Source organism: Iodobacter sp. BJB302 (genome assembly GCF_002735645.1).
Lineage (GTDB): Bacteria > Pseudomonadota > Gammaproteobacteria > Burkholderiales > Chitinibacteraceae > Iodobacter.
Map to the genome: position 1 here is coordinate 76,744 of NZ_PDZG01000010.1, position 13,940 is coordinate 90,683.

At 49.3% G+C, this 13,940-nt stretch carries 9 protein-coding genes; 2 read left to right on the forward strand and 7 right to left on the reverse strand.

Features of this window, described 5'->3' with window-relative positions:
* Positions 1–29: 29 nt before the first annotated feature.
* The 7 genes from CSQ88_RS05340 to CSQ88_RS05370 form a co-directional block, all read right to left on the reverse strand.
* Positions 30–578, reverse strand: coding sequence for an NUDIX domain-containing protein (locus CSQ88_RS05340; protein ID WP_099397068.1), 549 nt, complete (start codon positions 576–578; stop codon positions 30–32).
* Between the two features lie 128 nt (positions 579–706).
* Positions 707–2,134: a DNA (cytosine-5-)-methyltransferase gene (gene dcm / locus CSQ88_RS05345; protein ID WP_099397069.1), complete on the reverse strand. Its 1,428-nt coding sequence runs from the start codon at positions 2,132–2,134 to the stop codon at positions 707–709.
* Between the two features lie 242 nt (positions 2,135–2,376).
* Positions 2,377–4,824 carry a glycogen/starch/alpha-glucan phosphorylase gene (locus tag CSQ88_RS05350; RefSeq protein WP_099397070.1) on the reverse strand — a complete coding sequence of 816 codons (2,448 nt, stop codon included), beginning with the start codon at positions 4,822–4,824 and terminating at the stop codon, positions 2,377–2,379.
* Positions 4,825–4,854: 30 nt separating this feature from the next.
* On the reverse strand, positions 4,855–5,514 hold the full coding sequence (locus CSQ88_RS05355; protein WP_180273536.1) for an HAD family hydrolase: 660 nt from the start codon (positions 5,512–5,514) through the stop codon (positions 4,855–4,857).
* A 150-nt stretch (positions 5,515–5,664) separates the two neighbouring features.
* On the reverse strand, positions 5,665–7,101 hold the full coding sequence (gene glgA / locus CSQ88_RS05360; RefSeq protein WP_099397072.1) for a glycogen synthase GlgA: 1,437 nt from the start codon (positions 7,099–7,101) through the stop codon (positions 5,665–5,667).
* A 299-nt stretch (positions 7,102–7,400) separates the two neighbouring features.
* Positions 7,401–8,669: a glucose-1-phosphate adenylyltransferase gene (gene glgC, locus CSQ88_RS05365; protein WP_099397073.1), complete on the reverse strand. Its 1,269-nt coding sequence runs from the start codon at positions 8,667–8,669 to the stop codon at positions 7,401–7,403.
* 150 nt (positions 8,670–8,819) lie between these two features.
* Complete coding sequence (locus tag CSQ88_RS05370) at positions 8,820–10,433, reverse strand: NAD(P)/FAD-dependent oxidoreductase (protein WP_099397074.1); 1,614 nt, start codon at positions 10,431–10,433, stop codon at positions 8,820–8,822.
* 494 nt (positions 10,434–10,927) lie between these two features.
* Here CSQ88_RS05370 and CSQ88_RS05380 point away from each other — a divergent pair, with 494 nt between their 5' ends.
* Positions 10,928–12,943: a bifunctional 2',3'-cyclic-nucleotide 2'-phosphodiesterase/3'-nucleotidase gene (locus CSQ88_RS05380; protein WP_099397076.1), complete on the forward strand. Its 2,016-nt coding sequence runs from the start codon at positions 10,928–10,930 to the stop codon at positions 12,941–12,943.
* A 62-nt stretch (positions 12,944–13,005) separates the two neighbouring features.
* A complete protein-coding gene (locus tag CSQ88_RS05385; RefSeq protein WP_099397077.1) occupies positions 13,006–13,746 on the forward strand; it encodes a tetratricopeptide repeat protein in 741 nt (246 codons plus the stop codon).
* The last annotated feature ends 194 nt before the right edge of the window (positions 13,747–13,940 follow it).

Consider the following 13,940-nt stretch of genomic DNA (forward strand, 5'->3'; position numbering starts at 1 on the left):
TGCACAGAGCCTGGCAGGCTCTGTGCCCATCAGCCACGCAGCATTTTCTCTGCCCAGAAAATACCTGCAACTGTTTTACCATCGGTAATCGATCCATCCAGCACGCCAGCGATCAAATCATCAAGGCTGACCGCCACGCATTCTACAAACTCGCCTTCATCCAGCTGAGGCTTGCCCGCCGTTAAGTTTTGCGCCAGGTAAAAATGAATCTCTTCATTGGTGTAGCTGATAATCGGATGATGAACGCCCAGTTTTTGCCATTCTTGCGCGGTGTAGCCGGTTTCTTCCAAGAGCTCGCGCTGGCCGCAAGCCAGCGCATCCTCACCTGCATCCAGCTTGCCCGCAGGAAACTCCAGATACACACGGTGCATAGGGTAGCGATATTGCCGCTCCATCAGCAGCTTGCCGTCCGGCAATACCGGGATAATCATCACCGCACCGGGGTGAATCACATATTCACGCGTGGCCTGGCTGCCATCGGGCAAGCGCACGGTATCGCGGTTGATATGCAAAAGCGCGCCATCAAATACCCGCTCGCTGCTGATTTTTTCTTCAATTAAATGTTGATCTTTTTGCATGGATTCCAGCATTTCAGTCGTTAAAAAGTTTTACAGACACAGCGCTGAACAAACCGCCGCTGCTTATCATCTCTTTCGTACCATGGTTTCATCATCACGCTTATTGCAGCGGGTGCGGGATTAGCCTTTCAGAGCGTGTGTTGCACGAGCAGATCGCCCGCATATTCTTGCTGCGGGTGGCCGGGCTGTGTACGTCGCTCATCGATATCCAGCCGAAGTTGTTCATATCTGGCGGCAATTGCGGCTGTAATACGGGGCTGCATCAGCCTGGCAATCGCTGAAAATACCGGCACAACAACAGAGTTTCCAAACTGCTTATAGGCCTGCGTATCTGAAACCGGAATCCTGAATTCACTGTTTCCTACGCTGTCATACCCCATCAGTCTGGCGCATTCACGCGGGGTAAGGCGGCGGGGCCGGTATTTCATATTTTGCGGATCGTAAAAATCTTTGCTCTGATCAAAGCCACGATCAATCAGAATTTCAGAGCCATCTTTGTAATAACGTGCTGACAATGTGCGGGTGATATCGTTTTTTTTAACAAGGCCATAACCAAAACCATTGCCTTTGGCTTTATGCTTGATCGAATAATTAAAAAGATATTCCCACAGTTTTTCAGTCAGGATGTACTTGCTGTCAACCTGCGGCTCCAGAATATCCCCCAGAACAGGCTTCACTTTTGGAAAAAAGCGGCTGATATCCCTCAGGGTAAAGCCTTCATGAATACCCAGGTCTTTGCGAAAGCCCACCAGCGCAATACGCTCCCGGTGCTGGGGAACAAAATGCTGGCCGTCCACAATTTTCGGGTCGGAAGCGCCATCGTCATGGGCATCTGCCACCCAATAACCCAGCTCATCCAGCGCTTCCATAATCACTTTAAACGTCTTGCCCTTATCATGACTTTTCAGGTTTTTAACGTTTTCCAGTAAAAAGGCAACCGGGCGCTTCACTTCCAGGATTTTGGCCACATCAAAAAACAGCGTTCCCTGGGTTTTACATTCAAATCCATGCACACGGCCCATGGAATTTTTCTTGGAAACCCCGGCAATAGAAAAAGGCTGGCAGGGAAAGCCCGCCAGCAAAACATCATGATCCGGAATCATGCGGTGAATATTCTGAAACACCTCTTCAGCCGTCACATCTTCCCGGTCGCTCAGGGTTACTTTACGGATATCATCGTTAAAGCGGTGCAGCGGGTCTGCATAGTGATTGGCTTTGTAGGTTCTGACCGAATAAGCATTCCATTCGCTGGTAAACACACAGCGCCCGCCTGCGGCCTCAAAGCCCCTGCGGATACCGCCTATCCCTGCAAACAAATCAATAAAATCAAAACCAGGCCGCCGGTAATGTGCTGGTCGTGCGGGCAACAGGCTTTGCAGGGCTTCAAATTCATGCTGGCTCAGGCGTGGCTGAGCTTTGCCATTGATCCAGCGGCTGAGAGTCTCCCGGCTCCAGTGCCCGGGTGTGATGTCGTCCAAAAACCCTGCAATAAACTTTTCGTTATATATTTCTAAAACGGACTGGAGAAGTCTTAATTCTTCATTGTGTTCGGACATGCCGGTAAACCTTCGCGCTGGGTTAAATCTATGGCCTATTTTCACACAATTAACCAGGCAACTCCAGAACGAGCGTTCTATTTTGCCTGCGTGTTTTTACCCTGTTTGCTATAAAGCTAAAAACAAGAGCTTACAGCGAAAGGTATTTTTGCCCGCTGATAAAATAACACTGCAAATACGGCCTTGGATGATTATAAAAAGATGTAATTTGTTTTATTGAGCACCAATCACTGCAGCAGCCATTACAATTTAACACTGCTGCTATTCCATATTTTACGGGCGTATTCGCTGATACTACGGTCTGATGAAAAACGCCCCATTCCGGCCACATTTAGCAGGGCTTTTTTATGCCATTCAAATGGTTTTAAATACAGCGCATCGACTTTTCCCTGCACTTTTACATAATCTGCAAAATCTGCCAATAATTGATAATGATCGCCCCAATTCACTAGCAAATCAAAAATGACCCTATAGCGCTCTGGCTCTTCCGGGCTAAAAAAACCGGATGCAATTTGATTTAAAACCTCATGCAAAACCGGATCGGCCTCATATATCGCACGCGGATTATAAGATTCCTGCCGCAGGCGCTGCACATCATCGCTATTATTGCCAAATATAAAGATATTATCTGCACCCACAGCCTGGCCAATTTCAATATTTGCGCCATCCAGAGTGCCAATTGTTATGGCGCCATTTAATGCAAATTTCATATTACCTGTGCCCGATGCCTCGGTGCCTGCGGTAGAGATTTGCTCAGATAAATCGGCCGCCGGAATAATAGTTTCTGCGAGGCTTACGCTGTAATTGGGGATAAACACCACCTTCAGCTTATCGCCCACCCGCGGGTCATGATTTATTTTTGCACCAATATCATTAATCAGATGAATAAATAATTTAGCCAGCTTATAAGCCGATGCGGCTTTCCCGGCAAAAACCACCACCCTTGGCACGATAGCCGCATCCGGATTTTTTAAAATAAAGTTATAGCGGGCAACCACATGCAACAGATTAAGTAATTGCCGTTTATATTCATGAATGCGTTTTACCTGCACATCAAATAAAGCATCCGGCGAAACCACTCCGCCTAAATGCGTGGCGATATAGCGCACTAAGCGCTCTTTATTGGCCCGCTTCGCCTGCATAAAATCAGTAATAAACGCTTCATCCTCAGCCAGAGGCTTTAACTCGGCTAATTCATCTAAATTAACCCGCCATGTTTTGCCTATTTTCTGATCAATTAATGCCGCCAAAGGCCGATTGGCCTGAGCCAGCCAGCGCCTTGGCGTAATGCCATTGGTGACATTAGTAAAACGCTCTGGATAAATTCGTGCAAAATCGGCAAAGATAGTCGATTTCATTAATTGCGAATGCAAGGCCGAAACGCCATTAACTTTATGGCTGGCCACTACGGCAATATAAGCCATTCGTATTTTGCGCTCACCCGATTCATCCACCAGTGAAACACGGCGAATTAAATCTGCATCATCCGGAAAGCGCTGTTTTACCTCTGTAAGAAAACGTGCATTAATATCAAAGATAATTTTTAAATGCCGGGGCAGCCAGTGTGCAAACATTTCTACCGGCCAGGTTTCCAGCGCTTCACTCATTAAAGTATGGTTAGTGTATGAGAATATTTTCTGCGTATATCCCCATGCGGCATCCCAATCAAGGTGATATTCATCCATTAAAATACGCATTAATTCCGGCACCGCCAGTACAGGATGCGTATCGTTTAAATGAATGGCCGTTTTATCGCTCAGCTGATTAAAATCTTCATGGGTTAATAAATAACGGTGCACAATATCTTGTAAAGACGCTGAAACAAAGAAATACTCTTGCCGCAGTCTTAATTCTTTACCGTGCAGAGTAGAATCATCGGGATATAAAACTCTGGACACATTTTCACTATGGTTTTTTTCTTCTACCGCAGCAATATAATCGCCCTGATTAAACATATGTAAATTAATACTGCGCGAAGCCCTGGCCGACCAAAGCCTGAGCGTATTGGTCGCCGTGGTCTGATATCCCGGAATAATATAATCATAAGCCATGGCCAATACATCCTGCGTATCCAGCCAGTGCACCGTATTGCCTGTGGTTTCTATACGCCCGCCAAATTGCACCACATATTGCACTTCATCTCTGGGAAATTCCCACACATTTAAAGCAGACAGCCAGGTATCGGGTGCTTCTACTTGCTGGCCATCAATAATACGCTGCTTAAACATACCAAAATCATAGCGAATACCATAGGCAAAACCCGGCACGCCCATGGTGGCCATTGAATCTAAAAAACACGCAGCCAGCCTGCCCAGGCCGCCATTACCCAAAGCCGCATCCGGCTCGTAATCCAGAATCTCATTTAAATCCACACCCATTTCATCGAGTGCTTCTTTAACCGGCTCGAATAATTCCAGCGCCAATAGCGCATTGGATAAAGCGCGGCCAATCAAAAACTCCATCGATAAATAATAAACCCGCTTTAAATCCTGAGAATACTGCGCCCGCGTGGTGCGCATCCAGCGCTCCACCAGCCTGTCCCGCACCGCCAGAAATGTAGCATTCAGCCAGTCTTTAGGCTGGGCAACAATCGGATCTTTGCCAATAAAAAACACCAGCTTATTGGCAATAGCATGCTTTAAAGCATCGCTGTCATTACCGGGTGAATCGTATTCAAAAGATACCGTCATGGGGCGCTCCTTTAATACTGCAGCAATCAACTATGTGATAAGACCCAATTCCTCTAATGCACTGATCAGGTTTTTGCCTGGATGATGCGGCTCAATTTGAAAAGTGCGCATGCCTAATTCTTGCGCCGGGCGAATGTCTCTGATTAAGCAATCACCTATCATGGCCGCATCAGCAGCCTTCACACCCAGCCGATCCAGAGCAAATTGGAAAATGCCGTGTGCTGGTTTCCAATAGTTGCAATCCATGGGGGTAATGACTGCATTTACATGAAAATCTAAATTCATTTTTTTTGTTTTATATTGCTGCTGTTCACGATCACCATTGGTGATAATGACTTTAGGAATATCTTTGGTCAGCGCAAAAAAATCGGCTACTTCCGGAAAACAGCGCCATGAATTTTCATAGGTGATTAAATAGGGTAAAAATGCGTCATCAGCGGCCTGACCGGATAATTCTTGCCCTAAAAAAGCTTGCACTCTTTGCCTGCGTTGCTCAAGAAATGATAATTCTCCACGCTCAAATTGTTGCCAGTATTTCTTTGAAACTTCCCGCCAGTGTCTGAATAAATCCGCCTGATTTAAATCAGGCAGCATGGCCTTATTTGCATCAATAAAAGCGGTGAGCGCCTGGCTGCTGGCGTATTGATCATCGAGCAGGGTGTCGTCCAGATCCAATAAAATTGCACGCATATTTTTCCAATCATTCATTTAATCAAAAATATCACCCGATGAATTCCCCCTTCTGGTTTTCTCCGTGAAACTCCGTGCTTTAAGATTTGGGTTTTATTTCTCAGTGTGCTCCCTGCCCTCTGAGTGCTCTGTGCCTGCAGACCTTTTTCCTCATTCCACCATTAATCTTTCATACAAAGCCACATACTGTGCAGCCGCAGTGCTCCAGCCAAAATCGGCCTGCATGGCGCTGCGGCGGGTGGTTTTCCAGTCTTTGGGCCGATGCCAGAGGATAAAGGCGCGGCGCAGGGCTTTTGTCAGGGCGGCGGTATTAAAGTCATCAAAGACAAAACCGGTAGCGCTGGCGTCTTCCAGGTTTTCCAGGCTGCTATCAATCACGGTATCTGCCAGCCCGCCAACCCGGCGCACCAGCGGCAAGGCGCCGTATTTCAGGGCATAGAGCTGGGTAAGGCCACATGGTTCAAAGCGGCTGGGCACAAGTAACACATCGGCGGCAGCCATAATGCGGTGCGAGCAATCTTCGTCGTAGCCAATTTGCACGGCTATTTGCGTGGGATTGGCTGCTGCAGCGGCTTTAAATGCATCTTCCAGAGCCGTATCGCCCCCGCCTAACAGCACAAACTGCCCGCCACGACAGGTGATTTCATCCAGCGCGGCCAGCACCAGATGCAGGCCTTTTTGCTCGGTAAGGCGGCTGACTACGGCAAACAGCGGCTGATCACTGCGTTGATCCAAGCCCATGCGTATTTGCATATCCAGCTTGCATTTAGCCTTGCCCTGCATTTTTTCCACGCTGTAATTAGCAGCGATCAGCGGATCAAGATTCGGGCTCCAGACCTGATCATCTACACCATTTAAAATACCGGTCAGATCAGCTTTTCGGGTTCTGAGCAGGCCATCAAGGCCGCAGCCCTGCTCATCATGGGTGATTTCGCTGGCGTAGCGCGGGGAAACGGTGGAGATATGGTCGCAAAAATACAGCCCTGCTTTCATAAAAGAAATTTTGCCGTGAAACTCCAGCCCTTCCAGCGAAAAAAACTCGGGAGGTAGTTCTAAGCTGGCAAAAGCTGAGGCCGGAAACACGCCCTGATAAGCTAGGTTGTGCACCGTAAACACGCTTTTTGCAGGCCGCCCCGCAGTCACTAAGTAAGCAGGCACAAGGCCCGCATGCCAGTCGTGGGCATGCACCAGCTCTGCCCGCCAGTATGAATCCAGCCCGCTGGCAAGCTGCGCGGCCACCCAGCCCAAGAGGGCAAACCGCAGATGATTATCGCTATAGGGCTGCAGCCCCACATCGAGATAAGGGCTGCCGGGGCGATCAAAGCAATGCGGCGCGTCGATCACATACACGGCGATGCCGCTGTCAGTATGGCCAAATAAAATCCTCACCGGCCCCGCCATGCTGTTCACCGCAGCCACTTCGCCATCAATACTCAGCCCCGCCAAAATCGCCGGAAAGCCCGGCAGCAGCACGCGCACATCGCAGCCCAAAGGAGCCAGCGCCAGCGGCAAAGCCCCCGCCACATCAGCCAGCCCGCCGGTTTTTAACAGCGGAAACAGCTCGGCACAAACATGTAACACGCGCATAAATTGCTACCCATGGATTAGATTTAGCAAACTTCGTAAGTACAAAAGCCCCCAAACCCAAACCTTGAACCACGAAGGTCAAAGAGAACACGGAGTTTCACGGAGAAAATCTGGTCATTTTTGGAGAAGCTTCATTCCTGCTAGACCCCCAATACAAACACTCGGTGATGACAGCTTGCCTTATCAGGATTTAATTTTTCCACAAAAGCTTAAGCAGACTCATCATCTTTGGACCATTTGGTTTTCTCTGTGTAACTCTGTGTCCTCCGTGTTCTCTGTGGTTCAAAATTTGGGTTTTATCACAACTTAGCCAGCATTTCCCTCGTCACCAGCACCACGCCGCCTTCGGAGCAGTAAAAGCGTTGCTCGTCTTTGCTGCGGTCCTCGCCGATCACCGTGCCTTCAGGGATCTGGCAGCCACGGTCGATTACGCAGCGGCGCAGGCGGCTGGAGCGGCCTACGGTTACCGAGGGCAAAATCACCGCCGAATCGATGGTGCAAAAAGAATGCAAACGCACCTTAGAAAACAGCACCGAGTTATTCACTAATGAGCCAGAAACAATGCAGCCCCCGGAGACGAGGGAATTGAGCGTCATGCCGTGGCTGCCGTTGATATCCTGCACAAATTTAGCAGGGGAAAGCTGCTCTTGGTGGGTCCAAATTGGCCAGTTTTTATCGTAAATATCCAGCTCTGGCAGCACCGAGGCGAGATCTAAATTGGCCTCCCAATATGCGTCTACCGTACCGACATCCCGCCAGTAGGGCGCGGCGCTGGCATCGCTCGATACGCAGGAGGCGCTGAACGGATGAGCCAGCGCACGGCCTTCGGCCACAATGCGCGGAATAATATCTTTACCAAAATCGTGGGAGGATTCTTCATCGGCCAGATCTTCGGCCAGCATACGATTAATATATTCGGCATTAAAAACATAAACGCCCATCGATGCCAAAGCTTTATCGCTTTTATTCGGCATGGCGGGCGGATCGCTAGGTTTTTCAATAAAGGCGGTGATTTTTCGCTCCTCATCCACGGCCATTACCCCAAATGCCGAAGCATCAATTCTGTCGACTTCGATGCAGGCAATGGTGCACGCGGCATTGTTTTCGACGTGATCGAGCAGCATGCGGGAGTAATCCATTTTATAAATATGGTCCCCCGCCAGAATTACCACATATTGCGCTCTGTAGCTGCGGATAATATCCAAATTCTGGAATACGGCATCGGCCGTGCCGCGATACCAGTGTTCTTCATCCACCCTTTGCTGCGCAGGCAAAAGATCAATAAATTCATTCATTTCATTACGCAAAAAAGACCAGCCGCGCTGTAAATGCCGGAGCAGGCTGTGCGATTTATATTGGGTAATCACGCCAATGCGGCGAATGCCAGAATTCAGGCAATTAGACAGGGCAAAATCAATAATCCGGTATTTGCCACCAAAATGCACCGCAGGCTTGGCGCGGTGGTTGGTTAAATCTTTTAAACGTGAGCCACGGCCACCGGCCAGAACCAGCGCCACCGCCTGATTAGGGAGCTGGCGGGCTAAAACCAGCTTATCGATTGCTTCCATCTCACCACTCCCGTCTGCCTGCCTGTATGAATATTAAGCAAGCTTGGAAGCAATTTCTTAGAAAGATGATTAATCAGGATCAATCGATACGCCCGTGGGCACAAAAGTGCCCACGGTTTGCTGCAAAAACAAAGCTTTGATATGCAGGTTTTAAGGCTGCTTATTCAAAATGCTTAAAGCAACCGCCTCGGCAATTTTAATGCCATCCACACCGGCCGATAAAATGCCGCCTGCGTAGCCTGCGCCTTCACCCGCAGGGAACAGGCCCTTGGTGTTGATGCTTTGCAGCGTATCGTTATCACGCTTGATGCGCACAGGGGAGGAGGTGCGGGTTTCCACACCAGTGAACAGCGCGTCGCTCATGCCAAAGCCTTTGATTTGCTTATCAAAGGCAGGCATCGCTTCGCGAATCGCAGTAATGGCGTATTCAGGCAGGCAATCGGCCAAATCCGTTAAATGCACACCCGGCGTGTAGGAAGGCACCACCACACCAAACTCGGTAGAAGGCTTGCCTTTAAGGAAATCACCCAGTTTTTGAGCCGGGGCCTGATAAGTACTGCCACCCGCTTCAAAAGCCTTACTTTCCCACTTACGCTGCAGCTCAATCCCTGCCAGCGGATGACCAGGGAAATCTTCTTCCGGCGTAATCCCCACCACAATCGCCGCATTGGCATTACGCTCATTGCGTGAGTACTGGCTCATGCCGTTGGTGACCACACGGCCTGGCTCGGATGCAGCTGCCACAACTGTGCCACCCGGGCACATACAGAAGCTGTACACCGAGCGGCCATTGCTGGCGTGGTGCACCAGTTTGTAATCTGCCGCGCCCAGAATCGGATGGCCTGCACTTGGGCCAAAACGGGCGGTATCAATCACGGTTTGCGGATGCTCTACACGGAAACCCAGAGAAAACGGCTTGGCCTCCATAAACACGCCCTGCTCAAATAATTTGTAAAAGGTATCGCGCGCGCTATGGCCAATCGCCAGCACCACATGCTTGGAATGGATTTTTTCGCCATTGGCCAGCTCAACGCCTTCCACTTGGCCGTCGTTCAGAATCAGTTGCTCTACCTTGCTGGAAAAGCGCACTTCGCCGCCCAACTCAATAATATTGGCGCGCATGCTTTCAACCATGCTGACTAAACGAAACGTACCAATATGGGGCTTGCTGACGTACATAATCTCGTCTGGCGCACCTGCTTTTACAAACTCTTGTAAAACTTTATGCCCAAGATGCTTTGGGTCTTTAATCTGGCTGTAAAGCTTGCCGTCAGAAAACGTACCCGCGCCGCCTTCACCATACTGCACATTCGATTCAGGATTCAGCACGCCCTTGCGCCACAGGCCCCAGGTGTCTTTGGTGCGCTCGCGCACGGCCTTGCCGCGCTCCAGAATAATCGGTTTAAAGCCCATTTGCGCCAGCAACAAACCAGCAAACAAGCCACAGGGGCCGGTACCAATCACAACGGGGCGATCAGTCAATCCTTCCGGCGCATGGCCTACATACTGGTATTCAATATCAGGCGAGACCATGATGTGGCGATCGGCTTTCAAACGCTTCAGCACCGCCGCTTCATTTTTGACTTCTGCATCAAGAGAGTAGATCAGCAGGATGGCGGCACGCTTACGCGCATCGTAGCTGCGCTTAAAGATGCTAAAGCTGATCAGATCAGCCTCTGCCACCGCAAGACGCTTAAGCAGTGCTTGTTTCAGCTCGTTTTCCGAATGATCGAGCGGCAGTTTTACTTCATTTATTCTTAACATTCTGTCTTTCCGAAATTCAAGGTGCGCTCAGGGGCCTGATTTGATTATTTTAGGCCAAGCCTGAAATAATCAAACAAAGTCACGCCACGCGGATTCAACCCGCTATTTTGCCGGTTTTCTGCGCATCGTGCAGAACTATGGCGATGCAAATAAACCCGGCCACCGCCAATCCGCGCATCTGCAGCTGATAAAACGCAAAAATGTATTAAATGGCGGGGCACAGGCGGCACTGCATTTCCGGCGCTCTGCCCGGCCAGCAAAACACTCAAAAACATGCAAAAAACAGCGCACCAAGCCTGGCCAACCTAGGCTATTTTCTTCAATCTGCCGCCCGAATACTGTACAAGCTATTGCCTTTTTTGGTAATTCAAGAGCAAAAACAACCTAATGTCATAAAAAATTAACCCGTTTGCAACACAAATATAGTCTTACTGCAAAGTTCAAACCTTACTCTCGCGCCTTCACATAAAAGCCCAAGGGCATAAGAGAGAGCAATGCGCATCACATTACTAGCCAGCTTAATTTGCAGCTCACTGCTTTTAGCAGCATGCAATGATAGTGATACAGATACGCCCGCCGCTGCACCGGTCACCCCGCCCCCAGCCGCAGGCACCAAGCTTGATTTAGCGGTGCTGCAAACAACCGATTTGCACGCCAATGTGCTGAGCTACGATTACTACAAAACCACCGACGATACGACGCTTGGTTTTGAACGTACAGCCACCCTGATTGATGCTGCGCGTAAAGAAAATCCAAACAACTTGCTGGTAGACGATGGCGACACCATTCAGGGCACATCGCTATCTGATTTCCAGTCGCAAGTTGAGCCGGTCAAATGCGATACGCCGCTGGCGATCCATAAAGCCATGAATCTAATGAAATATGATGCCGGCAATATCGGTAATCATGAGTTTAACTACGGCCTGAAATACCTTGGTCAAGTCACTGGCAGCTCAATGAAATCCGGCCCGGAAGCGGGCCAAAAATGCGCAGGCCCAGATTTCCCTCTGATCACTTCTAACGTAAACAACGCTGGTGACGGCAAGCCTTTGTTTGAGCCATACGTCATTTTGGACCGCACCTTTAAGGCCGTAGACGGAAAAGATATCAAGCTAAAAGTTGGCGTAATCGGCTTTACCCCACCAGGCATTATGGATTGGGACAAACGTAATCTGGAAGGCAAAGTCAGCGTACTGGGCATTGTGGACGCGGCGAAAAAATACGTTCCGGAAATGAAAGCCAAGGGTGCAGATATCGTGGTTGCGCTGGCGCACAGCGGCATTTCTGCGGCTGAATACAGCCCAAGCATGGAAAACGCAGTTTACTACCTGGCTAAAGACGTACCAGGCATTACGGCGATTGTTTCCGGCCACTCGCACAGCTTTTTCCCGGATAAGAAGAACTACGCCGGTATCAAAAATGTTGATAACGAAAAAGGCCTGGTCAATGGCGTTCCAACCGTGATGTCCGGCTTCTGGGGCAACACACTGGGCGTGCTAAAGCTGAATCTGGAATTCGATGGCAAAGTATGGAAGACCAACGATTCAAAAGGTGAACTGAAATCAGTGAGCACCAAAGATGCGTCTGGCGTAGCCACAGCCGTACCCGCAAAAGCAGAGATTGCTAAGCTGGTAGAAAAAGAGCACCAAGGCACGGTCAAGTACGTCAATGCGGGGGTGGGTAAGAGCGAATACCGCATCAGCTCTTTCTTCACACAAGTTGCACCTACTGCAGCGATGCGCCTGATTAACCTAGCACAAACTGATTATGTAACTAAGTTTGTCAAAGCCAATTTACCGCAATACGCCTCGCTGCCGATTCTCTCCGCAGCCGCGCCGTTTAAAGTGAACTTCCGTGGCACAGGCTTTACCGACATTGCGGCTGGCGATGTGGCGATCAAAAATATTGCGGATCTTTACCTCTATCCAAACACCTTACAAGCCGTAAAAATTAACGGCGCAACGGTCAAACTTTGGTTAGAAAAATCGGCAGAGCAATTTAACCAAATCGATCCAACAAAAACAGCGGATCAAAACTTAATTAACAGCACATTCCCATCGTATAACTTTGACCAAATCGACGGCATTACTTATGAAATCGATGTGACCAAAGATAAGGGCAGCCGCATTGTTAATCTAAGCCTCAATGGCAAAGCGCTCGATTTAAAAGCCGACTTTATCGTAGTGACTAACAACTACCGTGCCAACGGTGGTGGTGGTTTTGCTGGTTTGGACGGCAGCCAAATTGTGGTCGATAGCGGTGGTGATGCAAATCGCGACATCATCGTTAATTATGTTAAAGAGCAAAAAACGCTGACACTGGCCAAACAAGGCCCAGTGGCCAACTGGCGCTTTGCCAAGGTTAAAACAGCAGGCAAGGTATTGTTTGAATCTTCAGCAGATGCGGCAGCGCTTCAAGTGGCAGCTCAAGAAAAGATCACCAATATCGCCCTTGACTCCACCAAAGCGGACAAAAGCGCATCGGTATTTAGCATTGATCTGAGTAAGTAAGCATTCGTTGACGTTTTGTCTAAAAATCCTCAGGGCGCAAGCCTTGGGGATTTGGAGTTTTTATGAAAGCCTTATCCAAACCCATGCTGGCCCTCATCGCCATCACACTTACCGGCGGCTTGGTAATCAAGCAGTACCAACAAAGCCAGCAAGCGCGGGCTTTAGCCATGCCTAACGAGGCAGTGCAGCAATTACAACTGGATGCAAAAGACGGTAATGCGCGCCTGCTGGAGCTGGCAACACTAGGCCATCCGCTGGCTGCACGTCTGGTTGCAGAACGCACAGACGACAAAAAAACAGCCGCTCAATGGTTAGAAAAATCAGCCGAGGCGGGAGACTCAAAAGCACGCTATCTGCTGGGCATGGCCTATTTAAAAGGCGATGGTGTGCCACAGAACGCGCAAAAAGCACGACTCTGGTTTAGCACCGCAGGAGAAATGGGCATCTATCGCCTAGGCATGCTGACGCTTAAAGGCGAAGGCGGCGCTAAAGATCAGGCGAAGGGAATAGAGATGGTAGAAGCCGCAGCCAAAAATAACGACCCTGCCGCGATCTACACCCTCGGCAATTGGTATCGCTATGGCGATTATCTAAAGCAAGACGATCAGTTGGCCGTTAAACACTATAAAAAAGCCGCCAATCTGCAATATGTACCCGCCCTGCAAGAGCTGGCACTGGCTTTGGAAATGGGCGAAATGGGCCTGGATATCAACCCCGCCCAAGCCCACAGCCTGAACGAAATGGCTGGCCATATCAGCCATTGCAAGCAGGATCATACGAATGAAGTGAAGGTGTTTGATTAATGTGTGGCACATCAGACAAGCATGAAATGAGCACCTTATTTGTTCGATAATAAAAAAAGCCCATCTGGTGAACTGCACCCCAAAAGTTGGACACCCGTCCATATTTTTGGGGTGTTTTTATGTCCAAGTACTCAACGCAATTCAAGCTCTCTGTCGTTCAGCAATATTTAACTGGCGAAGCGGGTATCAAAACG

Coding starts and splice junctions, on each gene's coding strand:
- glgC (WP_099397073.1), bottom strand. CDS start 8,669: ATGGAAGCAATCGATAAGCTGGTTTTAGCCCGCCAGCTCCCTAATCAG.
- CSQ88_RS05355 (WP_180273536.1), bottom strand. CDS start 5,514: ATGCGTGCAATTTTATTGGATCTGGACGACACCCTGCTCGATGATCAA.
- CSQ88_RS05380 (WP_099397076.1), top strand. CDS start 10,928: ATGCGCATCACATTACTAGCCAGCTTAATTTGCAGCTCACTGCTTTTA.
- CSQ88_RS05385 (WP_099397077.1), top strand. CDS start 13,006: ATGAAAGCCTTATCCAAACCCATGCTGGCCCTCATCGCCATCACACTT.
- CSQ88_RS05340 (WP_099397068.1), bottom strand. CDS start 578: ATGCAAAAAGATCAACATTTAATTGAAGAAAAAATCAGCAGCGAGCGG.
- dcm (WP_099397069.1), bottom strand. CDS start 2,134: ATGTCCGAACACAATGAAGAATTAAGACTTCTCCAGTCCGTTTTAGAA.
- glgA (WP_099397072.1), bottom strand. CDS start 7,101: ATGCGCGTGTTACATGTTTGTGCCGAGCTGTTTCCGCTGTTAAAAACC.
- CSQ88_RS05370 (WP_099397074.1), bottom strand. CDS start 10,433: ATGTTAAGAATAAATGAAGTAAAACTGCCGCTCGATCATTCGGAAAAC.
- CSQ88_RS05350 (WP_099397070.1), bottom strand. CDS start 4,824: ATGACGGTATCTTTTGAATACGATTCACCCGGTAATGACAGCGATGCT.